The following is a 23,615-nucleotide window of genomic DNA, read 5'->3' on the forward strand; positions in this document are numbered from 1 at the left end:
CACCGATCGCGATCGCTATCTCGCTTGCCTGCTGGCGCCCGAAGAGAAGCGTCCAGCGCTTGCCGCGCTCTATGCCTTCAATGCCGAGCTGGCGCGCGTGCGGGATCTCGTGCACGAACCGCTGCCCGGTGAAGTGCGCATGCAATATTGGCGCGATCTTCTCGAAGGGCAGGCCCATGGATCGAGTGAGGCCAATCCGATTGCCGCCGAGCTTCTGACCGCGATCGAAGAATACCGCCTGCCGCGCCAGACGCTGATCGACATGATCGATGCGCGCATTTTCGATCTCTACGACGATCCGATGGAAACGCGCGGCACGTTGGAAGGCTATGCCGGCGAGACGGCTTCGGCGCTGATCCAGCTGGCAAGCCTCGTCTTGTCGGCGGACGAGGCCAAGCGTTCGGCGGATGCCGCCGGCCATGCCGGTGTCGCACAGGCGATTGCCGGGCTGCTGCTGTTGATGCCGCTCCATCGTCATCGCGGCCAGGTTTACCTGCCGCTTGAGATTTTGACGGCAACGGGTCTTGATCGCGATTCCTTCCTTGCCGGTGAGGACAGGCCGCGCATTTCGGCGGCAATCGAAGCCTTCGCCGGCCTCGGCCGCGAGCATCTTGCCAAGGCGAGGGCGGCGGGGGCCATTTCGCCGCCGGTATTCCCGGCCTTTCTGCCGGTCACGCTGGCGGAACCGGTCTTGAAGCAGGCACGGAAGCTTGGCGCCGGTCTCTTCGATCAATCCCTGGCATTGCCGCAATGGCGCCGGCAGATGCGCATGGCAATGGTGTCGATTACAAAGAAAATCTAAAATACGACAAGCTCGCGCAAGTCTCGGCGTGTATGGAGAGGGCCGGGCACTTGAATTTGCATTTCCGGGGGAGTTGCCATGGGTATTGTCGTCTGGTGCATATTGTTCGCGATCGTCATCTTCGTTGCCTACTACGCGACGCGCATGGCATCGCAGAACAAGGAAGACGGGTTGCACGATACCGGCCTCGCCATTCTGGAATTCGGCCGCGCCTTTCCGACCGAGGCGATCCGCCAGCTGCAGACGACGGCCGACGGACAGGCGGTCTTCGTGCGGTTGCATGACGACAAAGCGGGCTTCATGCGCAATGTGCGCAATCATTTCAGCGTCCATCTGATCGAGCCCGGCCGGGCACATGCCAAGATCTCGGCAACCGGTCGCGGCTTGACCGTCGATTTTCTGGATGCGCCCCACCATAATGGCACGTTCGAATTCAAGACGCCCGCAGAATCCGCTGAGGTTTCGCTCTGGCTGCTTGGCAATTATGTCGCCGGTGAAGACGCCAAGCTGCAGGAGCAGGCGTCGCCGGCCAAGGCTTGAAAATCCCGAAAGATCGAGACAATCAGGCACTTTCAGCGAGAACCGGTGCCTGCACGCCCAGCCATTTCGCGCAGTCGCCAAGCGCGCGCTTGGCGATAAGCTGGCGCTTCATGATGGTCTTGTCCTTGCCGCGGAAACGTTTGACGCCCTCCGGCTTGATGATAGAGCCCGGCTCCAGCTCCGGGAAAAGCCCGAAATTGATGTTCATCGGCTGGAAGGAGCGCTTGCCAGGCTCTTCGTCCGAGACGATGTGGCCGCCGGTGATATGGTTCAGCAGCGAACCGAGCGCCGTCGTATCCGGCGGTAGCAACGGCGTTTCGCCCTTGCGCTCCGCAGCCGCAAAGCGGCCGGCGAGCAGACCGATGCTGGCGCTTTCGACATAGCCTTCGCAGCCGGTGATCTGACCGGCAAAACGCAGGCCCGGCCGGGATTTCAGCACCAGCGAGCGATCGAGCAGGATCGGCGAGTTGATATAGGTATTGCGGTGCAGGCCACCGAGGCGTGCAAATTCCGCATTCTCAAGGCCGGGGATCAGCCGGAAGATTTCCGCCTGCGCCCCATATTTCAGCTTCGTCTGGAAGCCGACCATGTTGTAGAGCGTGCCGAGCGAATTGTCCTGACGCAGCTGCACCACGGCGTAGGCCTTGACGGTGGGATTATGGGCATTGGTCAGGCCCATTGGCTTCATCGGCCCATGACGCAGGGTCTCGCGCCCGCGCTCCGCCATGACCTCGATCGGCAGGCAGCCGTCGAAATAGGGCGTGCCTTCCCATTCCTTGAAGCCGACGGCATCGCCTGCGATCAGGGCATCGAGGAAGGCATTGTACTGGGCTTCGTCCATCGGGCAGTTGATATAGTCCTTGCCGGTACCGCCGGGGCCGACTTTGTCGTAGCGCGACTGATACCAGCAGATGTCCATGTTGATGCTGTCACGATAGACGATCGGCGCGATGGCGTCGAAGAAGGCAAGCGCATCCGCGCCTGTTTCCGCCTGGATGGCGCTGGCGAGATCGGGTGCCGTCAGCGGACCCGTGGCGATGATCGCCTGGTCCCATTCCTTCGGAGGCAGGCCCTGGATTTCCTCGCGGACGACGGTGATCAAGGGGTGGCCTGCAATTGCCTGCGTCACCGCTGCGGAAAAGCCATCGCGGTCGACGGCGAGCGCCCCACCGGCCGGCACCTGGTGCTTGTCCGCGCATGCCATGATGAGGGAGCCCGCCATGCGCATCTCGGCATGGATGACGCCGACGGCATTGCTAGTCGCGTCGTCGGAACGGAACGAATTGGAACATACCAGTTCGGCAAGTCCATCGGTCTTATGGGCTTCCGTGCCGCGCACGCCGCGCATCTCATGCAGGATGACGGGTACGCCGGCACTGGCGATCTGCCATGCGGCTTCCGAGCCGGCGAGGCCGCCGCCGATGACGTGGATGGGGGAGTAGGAGTTGGTCTGTGTCATGCGCGCGTCATTATCACGAGCGGGGCGGCGATCCAATCGCTTTGCTGGCGCATATCGCGCAAAGTGTGAGCAGGGTCTACGTATCGAAAAGCCTCGAGGGCGGCTCTGCGAGAGTAATGCGATTTCCGTCGGGGTCTGCGCACTGGGCGATCCTTCCGTAGTCACCTTTCGATTCACCTGTGAGCTTTACGCCAATTTCTTCGAGCGATTTGCGGGCTTCATCCATTTTCGGCACCACAATGGTCAGCCGGCCGGATCCCGCATTCTCCCTGTCATGGAAGATTTGAATGTTGGCGCCCGCGACATTGCGCCATTGGATCAGCCCGTCCATGGGACGATCGTCAGGCTCCCGGTCGAAAAGTCGGGTATAGAACGTCTCCGCTCTGTCCATGTCTGCCGTCGCGAGCGCGGCGTAAATTCCCTGGATTTACATTCTCACGCCTCCCAGCCAAAAGGTTTCTACCTGTAAATGACAAAAGACGCGGTTCCGTTCCAAAGTCGCGCGGGATGGCGGCAGCGGCAATGTCCGCTGTGGCGCTTGGGTTGCTGCGACTTTGTATGGCTGGGGCCGGTAGGGGTGAGTGGCTCACCGCTGCTCAACGGAATCTCCGCGCGCCGACTAAATCGAACGATGCTCTAATCGCCGGAATCAAAAACGGCGCCGAAGGGCGCCGTCTTGAAGCAGTCTGCAGTCCCGTGTCGATTAACGGAAGGAACGGGCAGCGATATTGCGGATCTCGTAGCGGCTGACGCCGATGTCCGAAAGGGTCTGGCTGGAAAGGTTGCCAAGTTCGTTCAGAGTGCGGCGGTAGCTGATCCAGTTCTTTGCAATGCGAATCGGGTTCATGATCTTATCCTCGGTATCTTGGTTGCGAGCGGTACGATTACCGTCTCAGCGCTTGCACTCTATATAGGCGCGAGGAGGCCAGTTGTGCAGTGCAAAGAAAAGGCGTCTGCTATGCATTTGTGCAATATGACGCCCAAAAAGCAATCAATGCCCAAAATTTATCTGCTTTGCATATCGCGAATAGCTTTGATGCGGCACGGATCATGCTGCGTTTGCTCGATGACAGACAAAAAAGAACGCCCGCCGCGGAGGTCCGCAACGGGCGTTGAGAAGGCTTTCGCTGTTGGGCGAAGCCTATCCGGCGTTAGCGACCGGTGGCTTCGCGGGCAACGCGATGGATGTCGGCGCGGTCGATGCCGAGGTCGTGCAGTTCGCGCGAGCTCATGCGGCCGAGTTCGTTGACGGTCTGACGATACTTGCGCCAGTTGTTGAAAGAGCGGGTCAGGTTCATTTTAAGTCCCTTTCGAGGATCCGGGATCGAGCGGTTCCGCGATTGGTTCCGTCGTCGATCTAATGGATTTAAATATATGCTGCGGCGCGAAAACTAAAAGAGCGAATGCTTCATGTCACCTATGCAGGATATGCAAGCCTTGAGGGTCATCTGCCTAAGATGATGGCTGCTTTATGTGCATATCGCGGCCGAATGAAGAATTGCTCGGGGAGCTCGCTTCAACGTAAAGCCCGGCTTTCGCAAGCGCTTCCCGTTTGTTGCCGGCATTCGGCCATGTTTTCGCCAGCCATGCTGTTTGGGGATGGGTCGTGTTGCTGTATTGGCTGTTTTTCCGACTGCGGATTTCCGCTCGACTGCCTTGCGTGCCAGTTCCGGCATTTGCCGGCCCATCAGGGCGTTCGAAGCATATGAAGCCGATTCAGTCGGGGAAAATAACGCCCACCGCGGGAGGAGGATGCGGTGGGCGTCATTTGAGATGATTGACGACTGGGAGGAGGAGTGTCGTCAATCTATCGGAGTGCACTGGGAGGAGGAGTGTGCAGCTCCGAATTCCGTGTCGGGATATGATCCCCAGGCTTTTCCGACTGAAGCCGGCCCGGCGCGCCATCGCCGTGTTTTGTTGTTCTATTAATAGTATGACTTTTTGATTTTGTGCAGCGCAATAATTTCATGGGAGGTATGTCGAATGCGCATGCCTCTCGAGGGGTATCGTGATACCTGACCTCATAATGCCGAATGATCGCTTAATTCTGTCTTAACGTGAGACATATTTGCGTGGATGGCGCTGGCGGCATAGATGGCTGAATTGTGGTATTGCTCTCCCTGTTAGGGAGTCGTCGATGGGGAGCCGGGATGTACAGGGGTAGGCTGGAACGAGATCTGAAAATCTGGGTCGAGAAAGGTCTTGTCGATGCGGGGGCTGCAGAGGCGGTGCTGCGTGAATATGACAGCCGCCAAACGAGCTTCAGCGCCGGACGGGTCCTAGCTATCATAGCGGCGGTGCTTCTTGGCCTTGCGATACTGCTTTTCGTTTCGGCCAACTGGGAGGCAATTCCGAGGATCGCGCGCCTCGGGGGGCTCGTTGCGATGATATGGGCCTTCTATCTCGGCGCCGCTCATCTGCTCACCCTGGGGCGCTCGATTGTCGCATCTGGACTTTTGATTCTGGGTACGCTGAGCTTCGGCGGCGCCATGGCGCTTGTCGGCCAGATGTACAACCTGTCCGGCGACGAGCTGACAATGATGCTCGTCTGGTTTGCGGCGGCCTGCGTGGTTGCGGCGCTGTTTCGCTTAAGCGCGCAGGTCGCGCTTGCCGGCTTCCTCGCCTGGGCATTCTGCGGCGTTTATCTATGGGACCATTTCGATCAGTGGCATGGCATCATGCCCTGGGTGCCGCCTCTGATGTCCGTCATTCTGATCGCGCTCGTTCGCTATGTCGATGCGCCGGGCGCGCGGCATCTCGCTTATCTCATGCTTGTGGGGTGGTTGACCTGGCTTTTCGGGCGGCATGAGAGCCTGAACACGGCAATCCTCTTCGCCGGCCTCGGAATGGCGGCCTTTCTCCTCGTCAGCATCCCTGTTTCGCCGCTGATGTCGCTTGTGCGGACGGCTGGAGCAGCCCCAGCCTTCTATACTTTTCTGATCGCCTCGATCGGCTTCTTCCTGGTCCATGCCGAGATCAGCAATGGTTCTTTCGAGAACAATGTCTGGGTAGAAGATAAATTGCCGCTCGTCCTCGTGGCGGCGGCGACATTGGCGAGTTCTGTCATCGCTATTGCCCTTAGCGGCCGTGACAATGGCGCGGTGCGCTATCTCGCCTATTTCGTCTTTGCCTGCGAGATTCTCTACCTCGCCAGCGAGACGATCGGCTCGATCATCGGGACGGCCAGCTTCTTCCTTGTGGCTGGTATATTCGTGGCCATTGCCGCCTGGCTGGTCATTCAGCTGGAACGGCGCTTTTCCGACAATGCCGGGCAGGGGACACGGGCATGAGCGATATAGCTGAGACAAACCCGGCCGTCGGCCGCCGCCTATGGATCGCCGCCATCGTCGTGGCCGCGCTGCAGACCGCTGTCCTCGGCTACATGGTTGGCGAACGCGCCTGGGGGCTGCGAAGCGGCACCGAAATCCTCTTGAAGACGGCGCCGGTCGATCCGCGCGATCTCCTGCGCGGCGACTATGTGACCTTAAACTATGACATCTCACGGGTTCCGTTCTCGACGATGGTCGAGGGACCACCGAAAATGAGCCGAAGTGCCGCGATCCTGTCCGTTCGCCTGAAGAAGCAGGATGACGGTTACTGGGGTATCGTCGAATCATCCTTCGGAGCGCTCGATCCGAAACCCGATACGGTCGTGCTCAAAAGCCTGCCTGTCGATTATGTTTTCTATGGCGATGCGACTGAGCCATCGCAGGCGATGATCGGGGTCACCTATGGCATCGAGCGCTATTATGTGCCCGAGGGGCAGGGGCATGATATCGAGAGCGCACGCAATGACAATCGTGTCACTATCGCGGCGCGTGTCTCCTCGGATGGTGTTGCCCATATCCGAAGCCTGCTTCTCGACGGCAAATCCGTCTATGAAGAGCCGCTCTATTGACGATATTTGCCCGAAGACGCCGATAAGCTTTGGGCCTCGTCGCGGAACCGTCATTTTTCCTTTGCGTGGTTTGAAACGGGTGATATAGAGACGCCGCGCTCCGGAAGGCCCCATGGGCAGGCATCTCCATGCGGTTTTGGGAACGCGGGTATGGTGAAATTGGTAGACACGCCAGATTTAGGTTCTGGTGCCGTAAGGCGTGGGAGTTCAAGTCTCTCTACCCGCACCAACACTGTCTTGTGGACGGGGGGAGGCTGATGAAGCCTGTCTTCCAATATGCCGCAGGGCGCGCCATCTTGCCCAAAGCATCCCGCTTTCGATGAGGAAGGGGATAAGATGTTTTGGCTCGTAACGGGATAGAGCTGCCTTTTGCGCGTTCTTTCGAAGGCGCGGCGCTCTGGCAAGATGAAGGAGAATTGCATCCAAGCCACGCTCGGGATTTTCCGGCGTCGTGCTCATCGAAACGAACGGCTGTCCGGGCACGGCCGCCATGAATGAAGGTAGGACAATGCAGGTTATCGAAACGCTCGCTGAAGGGCTGAAGCGCGAAATCAAGGTGGTCATCCCGGCCAAGGACATGGAAGTGCGCATGAACGAGCGCCTCGCCGAGGTCAAGGACAAGGTCCGCATCAACGGCTTCCGTCCGGGCAAGGTTCCGGTCTCGCACCTGAAGAAGGTCTACGGCAAGTCGATCATGGCTGATCTCGTCAACGAGATCGTTCGCGACCAGCCCCCGGCAATCCTGACCGAGCGCGGCGAAAAGTCGGCAACCCAGCCGGAAGTCGCCATGACCGAGGACAAGGACGAGGCTGAAAAGATCCTCTCCGCCGAGGCCGATTTCGAATTCACGCTTTCCTACGAAGTCATTCCGGCAATCGAGCTGAAGCCGGTCAACGGCATCAAGGTGACCCGTGAAGTCGCTGAAATCAACGAAGACGAAGTGACCGAGCAGATCCTCAAGATCGCCGAGAGCGCCCGCAGCTACGAGACCAAGAAGGGCAAGGCCGCCAACGGCGACCGCGTCACCATCGACTACCTCGGCAAGGTCGACGGCGTTGCCTTCGACGGCGGCAAGGATGAAGACTCGCAGCTCGTCCTCGGCTCCAACCGATTCATCCCGGGCTTCGAAGAGCAGCTCGTCGGCATCAAGGCTGGCGATGAGAAGGTCATCACCGTAACCTTCCCGGCCGACTACCCGGCCAAGAACCTCGCCGGCAAGGAAGCCACCTTCGACATCAACGTCAAGGAAGTTGCGGCTCCCGGCGAAGTCGAAATCAACGACGAACTCGCCTCCAAGCTCGGCCTCGAATCGGCTGACCGCCTGAAGGAAATCGTTCGCGGCCAGATCGAAAGCCAGTACGGCTCGGTGACCCGCCAGAAGGTCAAGCGCCAGATCCTCGACCAGCTCGACGAAATGTATCAGTTCGATACGCCGCAGAAGCTCGTCGAAGCTGAATTCGCCAGCATCTGGCGCCAGATCGAAACCGATCTCGGCGAATCCGGCAAGACCTTCGAAGACGAAGACACCACGGAAGAGAAGGCTCGCGAAGAATACCGCAAGCTCGCCGAGCGCCGCGTTCGCCTCGGCCTCGTTCTCTCCGAAATCGGCGAGAAGGCCGGCGTCGAAGTCAGCGAAGACGAACTGCAGCGCGCGCTTTACGCACAGCTCCAGCAGTTCCCGGGCCAGGAAAAGGAAATCCTGGAATTCTTCCGCAACACGCCCGGCGCTTCCGCCAACCTGCGCGCGCCGATCTTTGAAGAGAAGGTCATCGACCACCTGCTGACCGAAGTCGACGTCACGGACAAGACCGTTTCCAAGGAAGCGCTGCTGGCTGACGACGAAGCTGAAGACAAGCCGGCCGCCAAGAAGGCTGCTCCGAAGAAGAAGGCTGCCGCCAAGGCTGAAGCAACGGAATCTGCCGCCGAAGGCGAAGAAGCCGCCGCTCCGAAGAAGAAGGCTGCCCCGAAAAAGAAGGCTGCCGAAGACAGCGCCGAGTAATTCGGTTCTCTTCCGATTGAAATTAAGCCCTGCCGGAAAACGGCAGGGCTTTTTCCGTTGGGGCAAGGTAATGAGAGATTGCGGAATTCGGAGCGGACGCCGCTATTCGTGGCGGCTGTACCAATGGCAATGTTGCGCTGGAAGCGATTGATCCTCCCTCTCACCTATTTCTGCAGCTTCGACATCTGGGTCGTGTCATACCGTTCTCTCAATTCCGCGATGGCATCGGCGTCCGGCGGGCTGCTTTGAGCAACAAGCTTTACGAGTTCCTCGAAGTAGTGTTCGTGCCCCGGCGGCGAGACTGTCATGATCATCCTTGCGGTCTTGCCGCTGGTATTGCCGATGTTGTGGGGCACGCCCGGTGGAATGAAGGCATAGGTCCCCGGCCTGGCGATGATCTTCCGACCATCGATGTGCCATTCACACTCACCTTCAAGAACAAAGAAGGTCTCTTCCTGGACGCGGTGAACATGAAGGCCGGTGGAAAAGCCTGACGGCAATGTCCAGTCAAACATCGATGTGTGCTTTGTATCGTCCCCAGTCACCAGAAGCCTCAAAGGTTCCCCGGCCAGTGACAGTTCCTTACCCTCACTTGGCATTCGAACGACGGCTTTCGTGCTCATTTCACTCTCCTGCGCTTTCGTGTTTGCGGTCTTGATGACCCCCCGAAGGATGCCGCCTTCCCAAGGCGAAGTCGCAAATGGAGTGCGAAAATGTTGCAAAATATCTGCGAATGATATTTCGTCGATGCATGGTGAAGATCCTCACGTTCGGCTCGTTTCGCCTCGACGCGGATGCTGAAATCCTGTTTTGCCGAGCAGAGCCCTTGGGGCTGGGGCGACGCGGCGTGGCGCTATTGCGGGTGCTTCTGGAACGGGCGGGAACGCCGGTTTGCAAGGACGCGCTGGTCGAAGCTGCATGGCCGGGTCTTGCTGTTGAGGACAGCAATCTTACGGTCCAGATGGCAGCCATACGCCGCGCACTTTCCGAAGATAGGGGTTCGAATTGGATCGAGACTCTGCCGCGGCGAGGCTACCGATATATCGGGCCCGAGGTGACTAGTGAGGATGCGCTCGGCGCGGCGGTACGGCGAACATCGCCAACGCCTGGCCTTGTGTCCAAACCATCCGTGGCTGTGCTCCGGTTCTCAAATCCGAGCGGCGACCACGGGCAAGAGTATTTTGTCGACGGCATCGTCGAAGACATAGCGGCGGGGCTGTCCCGGATAAATTGGCTGCTGGTTGTCGCGCCAAAATCAAGCTTCACCTATGACGGGCGATCCGTGGAACTGAAACAGGTCGGCCAGGAGCTGGGCGTACGCTATCTGGTGCAGGGTAGTGTGCGAAGCTCAGGTGACCGCGTCCGGATTTCTGCCCGAATGCTTGAGGCGGAGACGGAAAGCCTGTTGTGGACGGAACGCTTCGACCGTCCGCTTGACGACATTTTCGAACTGCAAGACGAAATTGCTCTCAATGTAGTCAGTGCCATCGAGCCGCGCCTCCGCAGGGCGGAGCTGGAGCGCGTCAAGCGCAAGCGGCCGGAAAATCTCGACGCATACGACCTTGTTCTACAGGCTCAGGCCGATGTCTATTGCGGTATGCCAGTGGAGGTCGCCAGGGCACTGGTGCTGTTGGATCGGGCACTTGTTCTCGAACCAAGCTATGCGTTGGCGCATGCTTTCGTCGCAATGTGCCACCATTGCCTTTTCCTTCGCGCCGGACTGCTCGAAGAGAACCGTCTGGCATCGGTCCGACATGCTCGACTGGCAATTCTTTACGGACAGGACGATGCACTCGCGCTGACATTTGCCGCTTTTTCTATTGGCATGGACGAACATGATCGCGATTCCGCCTTCGCCGCCGCCGAAGCTGCGCTCGCCATCAGCCCGTCTTCGGCGATAACCTACATCGTCGGCGGGGTGATGTTCGGATGGGCCGGAAAGGCCGACCGTGCCATCGAGTGGGGCGAGAGAGCGTTGCGTCTCAGCCCTTTTGATCCCTGGGCCTGGTCTGCTTTCCATGCGTTGACTCTGGGTTATTTCCAACGGGGAAAATACGAGGACGCTGCAAAAGCAGCTTACAAGGCTGTTCAACACAATCCTCGTCACAGCATTTCGCACATGCTGTTGGCGGCGTCGCTCGCAAAGCTCGGACGTCGCGCCGATGCCCAAAGTGCTGCCGGACGCGTTTTGGAACTGCAGCCTGCTTTTCGCTACAGCATGCAGTTTTCTGGCGTCGACTGCGAACCAGCCCTATCCGCGTCGCTTGGCAGTGCGTTGGAGATCGCCGGTCTGCCCGAATGAAGTGCTTTCGAGCAATTTCCTTGTGTGAAATCCCAAGTAACTAGCGATGATTGCCGTCGGCCTGTGGCGGGTTTGCCATAGAACATCGGAAAACTGAGCCCTCTCACCATTGCGATTGGGAGAAGGGCAATTCCACAAGCTGCTCAAATCTCCGACTTGATATCGCCCATGCGGTTCCAGGCGTCGAGGCCGGCGATCTTGTAGGCTTCGGCGAGCGTCGGATAGTTGAAGGTGTTCTCGACGAAATATTCGACGGTGCCTTTGAGATTCAGCACGGCTTGGCCGATGTGGACGAGCTCGGTCGCGCCTTCGCCGACAATGTGGACGCCGAGCAGGCGGCGGGTCTTCAGCGAGAAGATCATCTTCAAGAGGCCGGTGTCGAGGCCCATGATGTGGCCGCGCGAGGTCTCGCGGAAGCGCGCGATGCCGCATTCGTAGGGGATATGCCGCTCCTTGACCTCTTCCTCGGAAAGGCCGCAGGTGGAAATCTCCGGCACGGCATAGATGCCGTAGGGGAAGTATTTCGGCGGTTCCTTGGCGATGGCGCCGACAGCGACGCGGGCGGCGATGCGGCCCTGTTCCATCGAGGTGGAGGCAAGGCTCGGGAAGCCGACGACATCGCCGGCGGCAAAGATATGCGGGACCTTCGTGGCGAAGGTCTCCGGATTGACGCTCAGGCGACCGCGATTGTCTGCCTCAAGGCCGGCGGCAGGGAGATTGAGCGTATCGGTCGCGCCCATGCGGCCGGCGGCAAACAATACCATGTCGGTGGTGATGCGGCGGCCGTTGTCGAGCGTCAGCTCCACCTTGCCGCTCGGCAGTCGCTCCACTTTCTCGGCCTTCTGGCCGAGCAGCAGCTTCATGTTGCGATCGCGGAGCTGGTAGGTGAAGTCTTCGACGATCTCCTTGTCGATGAAATCGAGCATGGTCGATTTCGGATCGATCAGCGTCACCTGCGTGTCGAGCGCGCTGAAGATTGTGGCATATTCGATGCCGATGACACCGGCGCCGATGACGATCATCGAACGTGGCAATTCCTCGATGTCGAGCAGCTCGTCGCTGTCGAGTACCGACTTGCCGTCAAAGGGCATGTAATCCGGCCGGAACGGCTTGGTGCCGACAGCCAGCAGGATGCTTGCCGCCGTGACATTGACGACTTCGCCGTCGTCCTTGACGACCTGCATGGTCTGCGGATCGATGAAGCTTGCCTTGCCTCGTATGTGCTGCACGCGATTGCGGGCAAACTGATGCTCGAGCACCTCGACTTCATGATCGAGCGTGATCAGCAGGCGGCGGCGCAGGTCTTCGGCGCTGATCTCCTGTTTGACGCGATAGGCCCGGCCATAGAAGCCGCGCTCGCGCCAGCCGGAGAGGTTGAGCGCGGTTTCGCGCAGTGTCTTGGAAGGAATGGTGCCGGTGTGGACCGAGACACCGCCGACGCGCTTGCCTTGCTCGATGACGAGCACCCTCTTGCCGAGTTTGGCGGCCTGGATAGCGCCTCTGCGGCCTGCAGGGCCGCTACCCACGACTAGGAGATCGAATTGGTCCATCGGGAAGCCTCGGATGACTGGATTGGGAATCAATGTCGCAATGCAACATGCACTCCGTCAACCGGTAGCTGCTCAATGTTACAGATTATCTAACAGGAAGCCCGTAGTCAGGATGCGGAAAAGCCGAGCCAGGGTTCCAGCTTCTCGAATGTCCGATCCATGGCGTAGGCGCGAGTAAAGGAAAATGAAAGATGGCCGTAGAAGATCGACATCTGGTTTTCCGCCGTTGCCTCGTTCGTCTTGGCGATTGCGGCGAGATAGAGCGCGGAGGCGAGGCCGGTTCTGTCGGCGCCGGCCTGGCAATGAATGAGAATCGGCTTCGGTGCATCGCGCATGATTTCGATAAGCTGTGCGGCTTGCTGCTGCGTCAGCTCGCGAGCGGACGACATGTGGAAGTCGATGTGGTTGATGTTGAGCTGCTTGGCCTCGGCGACTTCCTTGTCATACCAATGACGACCGCTGTTCTCGCCGCGCAGGTTGATGATGGTCTTGATGCCGTATTGCTTTTGAAGCTCGGCAATCGTGGTGGCCGATGGCTGGGAGGAGCGGTAAAGCTCGCCGGCAATGACCGGGTGGAAGTTCGTCGTCCAGAGCATATGCGCGTAGAAGCCGGCTGCCACCGCGGTAAAGGCTCCCAAGGCGACAAGCGCGCCGCGGCCAACACGAAGGAGGCGATGGGAAAGCGTCGGCGATGTCTTCAGCATGCGATCTCCGGAGCGGGCCGACCGCGCAAGCAGATTGGCCAAATCAAAACAACGACTTCCGTCGGCGGATTCGCCGACTGGAATTCGGCGATCTTTGTGCCAGATCATCCTGACGCTGAACTGAAAACGAAAATGAAGGCCGCGATGGTCGATTTTGGAGGTTTTGAGGAATCGGAAATGCAGAACAATTCTTGAAAGCGGTATAATATCAAAATGATATGATAGGTTTTTTGATTAATTAAGTTAAGATGCGCGCGGCAATTTCAGATCAAACGCAATGCGCGGAAGCTGACATGACCGTTCTTGCCGATGATAACATGATCGTGAACGGTGATGCCCAAGGGCTTGGCGGTGTCGATAATCGTCTTGGTCATATCGATATCGGCGCGCGACGGCGTCGGATCTCCCGACGGGTGATTGTGGACGAGAATCACGGCCGAAGCGGAGAGTTCCAGCGCGCGTTTGACGACTTCCCGCGGATAGACGGGCGTATGATCGACCGTGCCGAAACCCTGCACTTCATCTGCGATCAAGGCATTGCGCTTGTCGAGAAACAGCAGGCGAAATTGCTCGCGCGCCTCATGGGCCATGGCGGCGTGGCAATAATCGATCAGCGATTTCCAGGAGGAAAGCACCGGCTTGCCCGTCAGCTCGCTTTTCAGCATCCGCTGCGCGACGCTCGCGACGAGCTTTAGATCGAGCGCGACCGCATCGCCGACGCCGCTGACCTCGGTCAGCAGGCCGACCGGCGCACCGAATACGCCGCCGAGCGAGCCGAAGCGGGCAAGCAGAGCCTTGGCGATCGGCTTAGTATCTCGGCGCGGGATCAGCCGGAAAAGCAATAGCTCGAGGATTTCATAATCGGCCAGGGCCGCGTCGCCGCCGTCGCGATAGCGATTGCGCAATCGCTCGCGGTGCCCATGATAATGGGCTTCGGCGTTCGCTGAGGCGGGTTTGGCCGTTGGCGCGGATTTGGTGGCCCGGGAAGCGGCTTTGGCGGTTTGTGGTGCGAAGAATAGTCGCTCGTCCAGAAGCGGGGCCTCTTCCAAAGCCTCCGTCTCCCCGCTTCTGTCGAGGGGCATGTCGCCATGTCCGTTGGAAGAAGCGGGACGTTTCGCCATGAACTATCCCTGTAGCGGCGGCAGGCCGGGGCGGTCTAGGCCGCCGGGCGACAGGGTGAAGATTTCGCAGCCCGTCGCGGTGACGCCGATCGTGTGCTCATACTGCGCTGAAAGCGAACGGTCGCGGGTCACGGCCGTCCAGCCATCGCCAAGCACCTTCACATGCGGCTTGCCGAGATTGATCATCGGCTCGATCGTAAAGATCATGCCTTCGCGCAGCTCCGGACCGTCATTGACCCGGCCGTAATGCAGAATATTCGGCGAATCGTGGAACAGGCTGCCGACGCCGTGGCCGCAGAAGTCGCGCACGACCGAGCAGCGCTCGCCCTCGGCATAGGTCTGGATCGCTTCGCCGATGGCGCCGGTGCGGGCGCCCGGCCGGACGGCGGCGATACCGCGCATCAGGGATTCGTAGGTGACCTCCAGCAGCCGTTCGGCCGAGCGCTTGATTTCGCCGACAGGATACATGCGGCTGGAATCGCCATGCCAGCCATCGAGCACATAGGTCACATCGATATTGACGATATCGCCTTCGCGCAGCGGCTTGTCGTTGGGAATGCCGTGGCAGACGACATGGTTGATCGAGGTGCAGGAGGATTTCATGTAGCCGCGATAGTTCAGCGTCGCCGGATAGGCGCCGTGATCCATGCCAAATTCGAAAACGAAGCGGTCGATGACATCGGTGGCCACGCCGGGCTTGACGATCGCGGTGAGTTCATCGAGGCAGCGCGCGGTCAGCTGGCAAGCCTTGCGCATTCCGGCAAAGGCATCCTCTCCGTAGATGCGGATAGCCCCCGTATTTTTCGCCGGCGCCGTTGCCGCTTCGATGTAGTTCACCATGACTAGCCTTCGGTTGAGATCTTAAACTGTTCTAATGCAGCTATGCCGGGTTCGTCTATCGGGATCAACCCGGCAGGCGTGATTTCCGTCGGCGAAACCCTGCATTTCAGCGCATAGACCTCGACGCCACGCGCCAAAGCACGGTCAAACGCCCGGGCGTAAACCGGATCGAGATCACCGCAGATCCGGAAGCGATGGCAATCATTGCGTTGGATCACGAACAGCATGACGGCGCGGTAGCCGGCCTCCGCCATGTCTCCGAGCTCTTCGAGATGCTTGGTGCCGCGAGCCGTCGCCGTATCGGGAAATTCCGCAAGGCCCGGCCGGCGCATGAAGTGGACGTTCTTCACCTCGAGATAGGTGGTTGTCCGCAAAGGGTCGGTCAAGAGCAGGTCGATGCGGGAATTGCGGCCGTAATTCTGCTCGCGCTTGACCGCCGTATAGTCCCCAAGATCGGAAATTTGCCCAAGCGCGATCGCTTCCGCCGCGATCCGGTTCGGCATAGCCGTGTTGACGCCGACCGTCGTACCGTCCGCCTCGATCAATTCGAAGACATGGCGGTATTTTCGCTTCGCGCCCTCATGCTCGGAAAGCCAGATGCGCGAGCCAGGCGCCGTCAGGCCGAGCATCGAGCCGGTATTCGGGCAGGAGCCGGTGATGAAGGTTCCGTCCTCCAGTTCGGCATCGAAGAGGAAACGCTTGTAACGCGAAATCAGGCGGGCAGGGACGAGAGGCGAAGGAAAGAGCATGGTCTGGCGATCGTCTACGCCCGTTCCATGACGAAGCTGCCAGGTGCTTCTTCCAGCGCATTGAGGGCCTTGCCACCGGGCGGGCGCGCTGCCGTCATGCGATGATCCTTCGCAAGAATCCAGGCGTGCCAATGCGGCCACCAGGAGCCCTGCGTTTCCTTCGCCTCGGCCAACCAGCTCTCATAGTCGCCGCCTGTCGGGCCGCCGGTCCAGAACTGATATTTATGCTTGTCGGGTGGGTTGACGACGCCGGCGATGTGGCCGGAACCTGTCACGACGAATTCCACCGGGCCGCCGAAATATCGGCTGCCGACGAAGACGGACTTGGCCGGCGCGATATGATCCTCGCGCGTTGCCAGATTGTAGACCGGGATGCGCACGTCCTTCAGCGACAACTTCTTGTCGTCGAGCATCATCTTGCCTTGGCTCAAGGCATTGTTGAGATAGCAGTTGCGCAGATAGAAGGAATGGTTGGCGGCCGCCATGCGGGTGGAATCGGCGTTCCAGAACAGGAGATCGAAGGGCAGGGGATCCTGTCCCTTCAGGTAACTATTGACGAAATAAGGCCAGATCAGTTCCGAGGCGCGCAGCATGTTGAAGGCCGTCGCCATCTTCGAGCCTTCGAGATAGCCGCGCACGTTCATCTGCTCTTCGAGGGCCGCAATCTGCTCTTCGTCGACGAAAACCTTCAGGTCGCCGGCGAAGGTGAAATCGACCTGCGTCGTCAGGAAGGTCACGGTGCGAATGCGCTTGTTCTTTTCCTTGGCGTGGAGCGCGAGCGTGGCGGCGAGCAGCGTGCCGCCGACGCAATAGCCCACCGCATTTACCTCCTGTTCGCCCGTCGCCTTTTCGATCGTATCCAGGGCAAAATCGATGCCTTCGCGGGCATAGGAGGTCCAATCCTTTGCCGCATGGCGCTGGTCGGGGTTCACCCAGGAGATGACGAAGACGGTGTGACCCTGCTCAACGCACCATTTGATGAAGGATTTCTGCGGGTTGAGATCGAGAATATAGAATTTGTTGATCCAGGGCGGGCAGATCAGCAGGGGCCGCTTCAGCACCTTGTCCGTTGCCGGCTCGTATTGGATGACCTGACAGACATCGCTTTGCGCGATCACCTTGCCCGGCGTCAGCGCCATGTCGCGGCCAACGGCGAATTTCGTCATGTCGGTTTGCCGCAGGCGCAGTTCGCCGTGACCGAGGTCGATATCCTCCGCTAGCATCTTCATGCCGCGCACCAGGTTCTCGGCATTGGAGGCGATGGTTTCGCGGTAGACCTGCGGATTGGTCGCGATGAAATTGGTCGGCGAAAAGGCGGCGGTGATCTGCTTCGTATAGAACGCCGCCTTATGCCGCGTGTGCTCGTCCAGCCCTTCCGCGTCTCCGACCAGCTTTTCCGCCCAGTTCGACGTCAGAAGATAGGTCTGCTTCAGGAAATCGAAGAAGGGGTTCTTCTGCCAGTCCTCGTCGGCGAAACGCTTGTCCTTGACCGGTTCGGCTTCGGTCTCGGCGGACGAATCGCCGCTGAGACGCTGCATGGTTTTTGTCCACAGGCCGAAATAGCCGGACAGAAGGTGCGTCTGCGCTTCCAGCGTCCGGCGGGGATCGGAAAGCCAGTATTCGCCGACCTTGGACAGCGTCTTGACCATGTCGGTGAAGGGATCGGCAACCGTATCGACCTTCTCGCCGCGTTCGCGCGGCGCAAGCCAGGCCGAGGCCGCCTTGCCGAGGTTTTCCAGCGCACGGGCAAAGTTGACGGCCATCGCTTCGGGATCCCTGACGATGTAAGGCTCCACTGACTTTGGGTCGAAGCCGGGGAAGCCGCCGTTACCTTCATTATTGTCCCGCTTGCTGTCGGTCACGCATCATCCTCCCGGCGGCAGCTTGTGTCTTGTTTTCCATTTGTACATCTTGCGGGAAAAGGAATACAAGTCGAATGAAACGCAACCCTGCTCTTGCTTTGCTGCTGCGACAAATTTAACAGTCGCAACCCACAGCAAGGAACAGCGCAGGAAGACAATTATGGGCGGCGGCATGGTGGCAAGACTGAACCGGTATTCCGTACTCTGCGGCGCAATGTGCGGGATTCTCGCATTGACGCTGGCGGGCTGCTCAACGCCCGAAGAAAAGGCGGCCTACGCCAAGCGCAAGCAGCCGCCTCAGGCTGTCATCGTAAAACCCGCCAAGGGCACACCGGTCGTGGAAACCAGCACGCAGCAATATTACAAGGACGGCTATCCTTCCTTCAACGCACCGCCGACAGCAGCAAACGTGCAGATCAACGATCAGCAGGCGGGCGACATGGTCAAGCAGCTGACGGCGCTCGGCGCCCAGCGCAAGGCGGGGACGATCTCGGAAGCCGAGTATCAGAAGCGCGTCGCCGAGATGCGCAAGCTTGCCGCCGAACACGGTCAGGACACGCTGCAGGAAATTCAGAAAGAGGGCAGCGCCCAGCCGGGCCAGACGCAGAATTAGCCTTGCGTTTCAGGCGATTTGGACGCAAAGCGTTCGGATAGGCCGAATTTGGATGTGTCTGACCGGCGAATTGCACTTTGCGTGCATAGCCGCCCAAGATTCACCTTATCTTTCGAGATAGCATGAGTACGGCGCCGCGAGTCCCAAGTTCGTATCGCGGCTGGCCGGGAGATCGACGAACTTGAGCGCGGTTTTGAGGGCCGCTGTCCCATGGGGAAAGAAATGGAAGAGTTTCATAAAGTCCGGCGTTTGCCGCCCTACGTTTTCGAACAGGTCAACCGTTTGAAAGCAAGCGCGCGAGCGGGCGGGGCGGACATTATCGACCTCGGCATGGGCAATCCCGATCTTCCGACCCCCAAGGCGATTGTCGATAAGCTCTGCGAAGTGGTCCAGGACCCGCGCACGCATCGCTATTCCTCCTCCAAGGGCATTCCCGGCCTTCGCCGTGCCCAGGCCGCCTATTATGCGCGCCGTTTCGGCGTGAAGCTCAATCCGGATACGCAGGTGGTCGCCACCCTCGGCTCCAAGGAAGGCTTCGCCAATATGGCGCAGGCGATCACAGCGCCCGGCGACGTCATCCTCTGCCCGAACCCGACCTATCCGATCCATGCTTTCGGCTTCCTGATGGCTGGCGGCGTGATCCGTTCGATGTCGGTCGAGCCGGACGACAGCTTCTTCCCGCCGCTGGAGCGGGCGGTGCGCCACTCGATCCCGAAGCCGCTGGCCCTGATCCTGAACTATCCGTCGAACCCGACGGCCTATGTCGCGACGCTGGATTTCTACAAGGAAGTCGTCGCCTTCGCCAAGAAGCATGACATCATCGTGCTTTCGGATCTGGCCTATTCGGAAATCTACTTCGACGACGTGCCGCCGCCGTCGGTGCTGGAAGTTCCGGGCGCGATGGACGTGACGGTCGAATTCACCTCGATGTCGAAGACCTTCTCCATGCCCGGCTGGCGCATGGGCTTTGCCGTCGGCAACGAGCGGCTGATCGCGGCGCTGACGCGGGTGAAGTCCTACCTCGACTATGGCGCTTTCACGCCGATCCAGGTGGCGGCGACCCACGCGCTGAACGGCGACGGCTCCGACATCGCGGAAGCGCGCAGCATCTACAAGCGCCGCCGCGACGTCCTGGTCGACAGCTTCGGCAAGGCCGGCTTCGACGTGCCACCGCCGGCTGCAACGATGTTTGCCTGGGCGAAGATCCCGGAAAAGTTCCGTCATCTCGGCTCGCTGGAGTTCTCCAAGCTTCTGGTCGAGAAGGCCGACATTGCGGTCGCCCCCGGCATCGGCTTCGGCGAGCAGGGCGATGATTATGTTCGCATCGCGCTGGTTGAGAATGAACACCGCATCCGGCAGGCTGCGCGCAATCTGAAGCGCTTCCTCTCCTCCGCGGACGAGACGATGCATAATGTTATTTCGCTGAACGCTCATCGTTCATAATATCGTGCGGCAGCCGTTCCCTCGGCTGCCGTCCCCAATACTGATCAGGAATTTTCCATGGCAGATGCCCTCAAAATCGGCATTGCGGGCTTGGGCACGGTTGGTGCCTCGCTTGTCCGCATCATCCAGAGCCGCGCTAACGAGCTTGCCGTTACCTGCGGTCGTCCCGTCAAGATCGTCGCCGTCACCGCGCGCGATCGCACGCGGGATCGAGGCATCGATCTGACGGACATCGAATGGTTCGGCGGTCCTGTCGATCTGGCGCAGAAGGCCGATATTGACGTCTTCGTCGAGCTGATCGGCGGTTCCGAGGGTGCTGCCAATGCTGCTGTGCGCGCCGCACTTGCGCGCGGCCTGCATGTCGTCACGGCCAACAAGGCGCTGCTGGCCTATCACGGCGTCGAACTCGCGCAGATCGCGGAAGAGAAGGGCGCCCTGCTCAACTTCGAAGCAGCCGTCGCCGGTGGCATTCCGGTCATCAAGGCGCTGCGCGAATCGCTGACGGGCAATACCATTTCCCGCGTCTACGGCATCATGAACGGCACCTGCAACTACATCCTCACCCGGATGGAGAAGGAAGGCCTCTCCTTCGCCGATTGCTTGAAGGAAGCACAGCGTCTCGGCTATGCCGAGGCCGATCCGGCCTTCGACATCGAAGGCAACGACACGGCGCATAAGCTTGCCATCCTGACGACGCTTGCCTTCGGCAATCGCATCGCGGCCGACGACATCTATCTCGAGGGGATCACCAACGTCTCCATCGAGGATATCCGCGCTGCCGCCGATCTCGGCTACCGCATCAAGCTGCTGGGCGTGGCGCAGCGCACCGAAAGCGGCATCGAACAGCGCGTGCATCCGACCATGGTGCCGCTCGATTCGGTCATCGCCCAAGTCGATGGTGTCACCAATGCGGTTGCGATCGAGTCCGATATTCTCGGCGAATTGCTGATGGTCGGCCCCGGCGCCGGCGGCAATGCGACGGCCTCGTCCGTCCTCGGCGACATCGCCGATATCGCCAAGAGCCGGCCGGGCGAGCAGCGCGTGCCGGTGCTCGGTCATCCCGCCAAGGCGCTCGAGCCCTATCGCAAGGCGCAGATGCAGAGCCACGAAGGCGGCTATTTCATCCGCCTGACCGTTCTCGACCGCACCGGCGTCTTCGCCAGTGTCGCGACCCGCATGGCAGAAAACCACATTTCGCTCGAATCGATCGTGCAGCGCGCGACGCAGCATCTGGCGCCGGCCCATCATCAGACGATCATCCTCGTCACCCATGCGACGACAGAGGATTCGGTGCGAAAGGCGGTTGCGGCAATCAAGAACGAAGGCTATCTCGTCGGCGAACCGCAGGTCATCCGTATCGAGCGGCCGAAAGAATAGGCTGACGACGGCGGCGTATCGCGCAAGAACGCCGCCTTCAAATTCCAGGAGAGATGGTGGAGCAACCGGTCGATCCAGTTCAGCGGGCATTTCTGGGTGTCGAGCGCTCGGTGTCGGGCAATCGCTGGATTTCCCGGCTCGATCAGGCCGGCCTGAACAGGGCGCTGGCCATCGCCCAGACACATGGCTTGCCGGAGCTGATTGCCCGCGTGCTTGCCGGGCGCGGTGTCGGCCAGGACGAAGCCATGGCCTTCCTCGATCCGACCATCCGTGGCCTGATGCCGGATCCGCATCTGCTGACCGATTGCGAAAAGGCAGCACAGCGCCTCCTGCACGCGATCAGGAAGGGCGAGACGGTCGCGATCTTCGGCGACTACGATGTCGACGGCGCGGCTTCCTCAGCTCTCCTCTATCGTTTCCTGACGCATTTCGGCGTTCCCGCGAGCATCTATATTCCCGATCGCATCTTTGAGGGCTACGGCCCCAATCCCACGGCCATCAATCAGCTCATCGACAATGGTGCGACGCTGATCGTGACGGTCGATTGCGGCTCCACCAGCTTCGAATCGCTTGACGCGGCGAGGGCGCGCAATATCGACGTCGTTGTCATCGATCACCATCAGGTGGCGCACGAGCTTCCCCATTGTCATGCCCTGGTCAATCCGAACCGGGAGGACGATCTGTCGGGACAGGGGCATCTCTGTGCCGCCGGTGTCGTTTTCATGGTTCTGGTCGCAGCGCTGCGGCTGCTGCGCGAGGCCGGTGATTCCCGCGTGCGTTCGATCGACCTGCTTGCCTGGCTCGATATCGTTGCGCTGGCGACCGTTTGCGATGTCGTGCCGCTGAAGGGCCTCAATCGCGCCTATGTCGTCAAAGGGCTGATCGCCGCCCGTCACCAGGGCAATCTCGGGCTTGCGGCGCTATTTCGCAAAGCGGGGCTCAACGGTCCCGTCTCGCCCTACCATTTCGGCTTCCTGATTGGCCCGCGCATCAATGCCGGTGGCCGTATCGGCGATGCAGCGCTCGGAGCGCGCCTGCTGACGTTGGAGGATACCGGCGAGGTGGAAACAATCGCCGCGAAGCTCGACGAGCTCAATCGCGAGCGGCAGGCCATGGAAGCCGCCATGCTGCAGGAAGCAGAGGCCGAGGCTCTGGCGGAATATGGCAATGGCGACGGCGCCTCTGTCATCATCACCGCGCGCGAGAACTGGCATCCGGGGATCGTCGGCCTCATCGCTTCACGCCTCAAGGACAAGTTCCGTCGCCCGGCCTTTGCCATCGCTTTCGATCCGACGGGCAAGGGCACAGGCTCCGGCCGCTCCATCAATGGTTTCGACATGGGCCGCATGGTACGTGCCGCCGTCGATGCCGGCCTGCTGGCCAAAGGCGGCGGCCATGCTATGGCGGCCGGCCTGACGGTGGAACGTAGCAATCTCGGAAAGCTGCGGGCCTTCTTCACGGAAAAGGCGGAGAGGCAGGTGGCCGGTCTGGTGGCCAACGAAACGCTGAAGATCGACGGCGCTCTCGGCGCAAGCGGCGCGACCGTGGAACTGATCGACAAGCTCGAGACGGCCGGTCCCTATGGCTCGGGCCATCCGCAGCCCATTTTCGCGCTGCCTAGCCACCGGCTGCGCGATTCCCGCCTTGTCGGCCAGTCACATATCAAGATCACGCTCGAAGCACAGGATGGCGGCCGGGTGGATGGCATTGCCTTCCGTGCGGCCGAGACGCCTCTGGGCGAGCTGCTGATGTCATCCCGCGGTGCGCAGATCCACGTCGCCGGCACGCTTGGGGCTGATCATTGGCAGGGAAGCCGGCGCGTGCAGCTTCGCGTCACTGACGCGGCAAAAGCTCCGTGAAATAAATCATTCACGCGCCGCTTTAAGAAGCAAAATCAACCATTTCGAGGGGATGGACAGTGGCACGCCCTAGGGGAGTCGAACCCCTCTTTACAGAATGAAAATCTGTCGTCCTAACCGATAGACGAAGGGCGCGTGCTGTGGCGCCCTTATAGTCAGCACCCTTCATTCCCGCAAGCGGAAAAACGAGAAAAATCCCAGAAAAATCCATGACTAGACGAAGATTTTTCGAGGCGATTGTGGAAAACGTCAAGCCATCGCGATCTGGTACGCCCTAGGGGAGTCGAACCCCTCTTTACAGAATGAGAATCTGTCGTCCTAACCGATAGACGAAGGGCGCATGCTACAGGAACTAGATAGGAATAGCCTATTGCGTCCGCAAGCGGTAGCTCATTGAATTCAAAATGGGGAAGAAGAACAACAGTGGCACGCCCTAGGGGAGTCGAACCCCTCTTTACAGAATGAAAATCTGTCGTCCTAACCGATAGACGAAGGGC

22 protein-coding genes and 3 tRNA genes are annotated in these 23,615 nt (G+C 59.9%); 12 read left to right on the forward strand and 13 right to left on the reverse strand.

The window, feature by feature from the left end; all coding sequences use genetic code 11:
• A partial coding sequence (locus tag ACPYOP_RS30090) for a phytoene/squalene synthase family protein (protein ID WP_481413902.1) occupies positions 1–802 on the forward strand: 802 nt, incomplete at its 5' end.
• A 78-nt stretch (positions 803–880) separates the two neighbouring features.
• Positions 881–1,342, forward strand: coding sequence for a hypothetical protein (locus ACPYOP_RS30095; RefSeq protein WP_481413903.1), 462 nt, complete (start codon positions 881–883; stop codon positions 1,340–1,342).
• A 22-nt stretch (positions 1,343–1,364) separates the two neighbouring features.
• Here the strand turns inward: ACPYOP_RS30095 and trmFO are convergent, their stop codons facing one another.
• The 3 genes from trmFO to ACPYOP_RS30110 form a co-directional block, all read right to left on the reverse strand.
• Positions 1,365–2,801 carry a methylenetetrahydrofolate--tRNA-(uracil(54)-C(5))-methyltransferase (FADH(2)-oxidizing) TrmFO gene (trmFO, locus tag ACPYOP_RS30100; RefSeq protein WP_481413904.1) on the reverse strand — a complete coding sequence of 479 codons (1,437 nt, stop codon included), beginning with the start codon at positions 2,799–2,801 and terminating at the stop codon, positions 1,365–1,367.
• 76 nt (positions 2,802–2,877) lie between these two features.
• Positions 2,878–3,228, reverse strand: coding sequence for a VOC family protein (locus ACPYOP_RS30105; RefSeq protein ID WP_481413920.1), 351 nt, complete (start codon positions 3,226–3,228; stop codon positions 2,878–2,880).
• 276 nt (positions 3,229–3,504) lie between these two features.
• Positions 3,505–3,648, reverse strand: a complete 144-nt coding sequence (locus tag ACPYOP_RS30110; RefSeq protein ID WP_069611985.1) for a DUF1127 domain-containing protein — start codon at positions 3,646–3,648, stop codon at positions 3,505–3,507.
• 89 nt (positions 3,649–3,737) lie between these two features.
• Between ACPYOP_RS30110 and ACPYOP_RS30115 the strand changes: the two genes are divergently transcribed.
• Positions 3,738–3,917: a hypothetical protein gene (locus ACPYOP_RS30115; protein WP_481413905.1), complete on the forward strand. Its 180-nt coding sequence runs from the start codon at positions 3,738–3,740 to the stop codon at positions 3,915–3,917.
• A 35-nt stretch (positions 3,918–3,952) separates the two neighbouring features.
• On the opposite strand, the gene ACPYOP_RS30120 is transcribed toward ACPYOP_RS30115, so the two are convergent.
• Positions 3,953–4,099 carry a DUF1127 domain-containing protein gene (locus ACPYOP_RS30120; protein ID WP_015339702.1) on the reverse strand — a complete coding sequence of 49 codons (147 nt, stop codon included), beginning with the start codon at positions 4,097–4,099 and terminating at the stop codon, positions 3,953–3,955.
• A gap of 852 nt (positions 4,100–4,951) precedes the next feature.
• Here ACPYOP_RS30120 and ACPYOP_RS30125 point away from each other — a divergent pair.
• The 4 genes from ACPYOP_RS30125 to tig all read left to right on the forward strand — a co-directional run bounded on the left by ACPYOP_RS30125 (position 4,952) and on the right by tig (position 8,698).
• Positions 4,952–6,091, forward strand: a complete 1,140-nt coding sequence (locus tag ACPYOP_RS30125; protein WP_481413906.1) for a DUF2157 domain-containing protein — start codon at positions 4,952–4,954, stop codon at positions 6,089–6,091.
• Positions 6,088–6,699, forward strand: coding sequence for a GDYXXLXY domain-containing protein (locus ACPYOP_RS30130; protein ID WP_481413907.1), 612 nt, complete (start codon positions 6,088–6,090; stop codon positions 6,697–6,699). Before ACPYOP_RS30125 ends, ACPYOP_RS30130 begins: the two co-directional genes overlap by 4 nt.
• 144 nt (positions 6,700–6,843) lie before the next feature.
• Positions 6,844–6,928, forward strand: a tRNA-Leu gene (locus ACPYOP_RS30135).
• Positions 6,929–7,207: 279 nt separating this feature from the next.
• Positions 7,208–8,698: a trigger factor gene (tig, locus tag ACPYOP_RS30140; RefSeq protein ID WP_481413908.1), complete on the forward strand. Its 1,491-nt coding sequence runs from the start codon at positions 7,208–7,210 to the stop codon at positions 8,696–8,698.
• Positions 8,699–8,862: 164 nt separating this feature from the next.
• Here the strand turns inward: tig and ACPYOP_RS30145 are convergent, their stop codons facing one another.
• Positions 8,863–9,321, reverse strand: coding sequence for a cupin domain-containing protein (locus ACPYOP_RS30145; protein WP_481413909.1), 459 nt, complete (start codon positions 9,319–9,321; stop codon positions 8,863–8,865).
• A gap of 128 nt (positions 9,322–9,449) precedes the next feature.
• Between ACPYOP_RS30145 and ACPYOP_RS30150 the strand changes: the two genes are divergently transcribed.
• On the forward strand, positions 9,450–11,000 hold the full coding sequence (locus ACPYOP_RS30150) for a winged helix-turn-helix domain-containing protein (protein ID WP_481413910.1): 1,551 nt from the start codon (positions 9,450–9,452) through the stop codon (positions 10,998–11,000).
• Between the two features lie 143 nt (positions 11,001–11,143).
• Here the strand turns inward: ACPYOP_RS30150 and sthA are convergent, their stop codons facing one another.
• From sthA to ACPYOP_RS30180, 6 genes are all read right to left on the reverse strand, one after another.
• Entirely contained in the window at positions 11,144–12,550 is a 1,407-nt protein-coding gene (gene sthA / locus ACPYOP_RS30155) for a Si-specific NAD(P)(+) transhydrogenase (protein ID WP_481413911.1), read from the reverse strand.
• Between the two features lie 107 nt (positions 12,551–12,657).
• On the reverse strand, positions 12,658–13,254 hold the full coding sequence (locus ACPYOP_RS30160) for a dual specificity protein phosphatase family protein (protein WP_481413912.1): 597 nt from the start codon (positions 13,252–13,254) through the stop codon (positions 12,658–12,660).
• 263 nt (positions 13,255–13,517) lie between these two features.
• A complete protein-coding gene (gene radC, locus ACPYOP_RS30165; RefSeq protein ID WP_481413921.1) occupies positions 13,518–14,336 on the reverse strand; it encodes a RadC family protein in 819 nt (272 codons plus the stop codon).
• A 42-nt stretch (positions 14,337–14,378) separates the two neighbouring features.
• Positions 14,379–15,215 (reverse strand): type I methionyl aminopeptidase, encoded by an 837-nt coding sequence (map, locus tag ACPYOP_RS30170; protein ID WP_481413913.1) that lies wholly within the window; start codon positions 15,213–15,215, stop codon positions 14,379–14,381.
• Positions 15,216–15,217: 2 nt separating this feature from the next.
• A complete protein-coding gene (gene sfsA, locus ACPYOP_RS30175; protein WP_481413914.1) occupies positions 15,218–15,964 on the reverse strand; it encodes a DNA/RNA nuclease SfsA in 747 nt (248 codons plus the stop codon).
• A gap of 14 nt (positions 15,965–15,978) precedes the next feature.
• Complete coding sequence (locus ACPYOP_RS30180; protein WP_481413915.1) at positions 15,979–17,826, reverse strand: PHA/PHB synthase family protein; 1,848 nt, start codon at positions 17,824–17,826, stop codon at positions 15,979–15,981.
• A 160-nt stretch (positions 17,827–17,986) separates the two neighbouring features.
• Here ACPYOP_RS30180 and ACPYOP_RS30185 point away from each other — a divergent pair, with 160 nt between their 5' ends.
• From ACPYOP_RS30185 to recJ, 4 genes are all read left to right on the forward strand, one after another.
• The gene (locus tag ACPYOP_RS30185; protein ID WP_481413916.1) at positions 17,987–18,439 is read left to right on the forward strand and encodes a hypothetical protein; all 453 of its coding nucleotides are present in this window, start codon (positions 17,987–17,989) and stop codon (positions 18,437–18,439) included.
• Between the two features lie 222 nt (positions 18,440–18,661).
• Positions 18,662–19,882 (forward strand): LL-diaminopimelate aminotransferase, encoded by a 1,221-nt coding sequence (locus ACPYOP_RS30190; RefSeq protein ID WP_481413917.1) that lies wholly within the window; start codon positions 18,662–18,664, stop codon positions 19,880–19,882.
• 57 nt (positions 19,883–19,939) lie between these two features.
• Positions 19,940–21,259 (forward strand): homoserine dehydrogenase, encoded by a 1,320-nt coding sequence (locus tag ACPYOP_RS30195; RefSeq protein ID WP_481413918.1) that lies wholly within the window; start codon positions 19,940–19,942, stop codon positions 21,257–21,259.
• Positions 21,260–21,312: 53 nt separating this feature from the next.
• Positions 21,313–23,118 carry a single-stranded-DNA-specific exonuclease RecJ gene (gene recJ / locus ACPYOP_RS30200; RefSeq protein WP_481413919.1) on the forward strand — a complete coding sequence of 602 codons (1,806 nt, stop codon included), beginning with the start codon at positions 21,313–21,315 and terminating at the stop codon, positions 23,116–23,118.
• Between the two features lie 60 nt (positions 23,119–23,178).
• On the opposite strand, the gene ACPYOP_RS30205 is transcribed toward recJ, so the two are convergent.
• Positions 23,179–23,253, reverse strand: a tRNA-Glu gene (locus tag ACPYOP_RS30205).
• Between the two features lie 130 nt (positions 23,254–23,383).
• A tRNA-Glu gene (locus ACPYOP_RS30210) sits at positions 23,384–23,458 on the reverse strand.
• Positions 23,459–23,615: the final 157 nt, after the last annotated feature.

The sequence above is a fragment of the Rhizobium sp. KNZ2-6A genome, assembly GCF_056755475.1.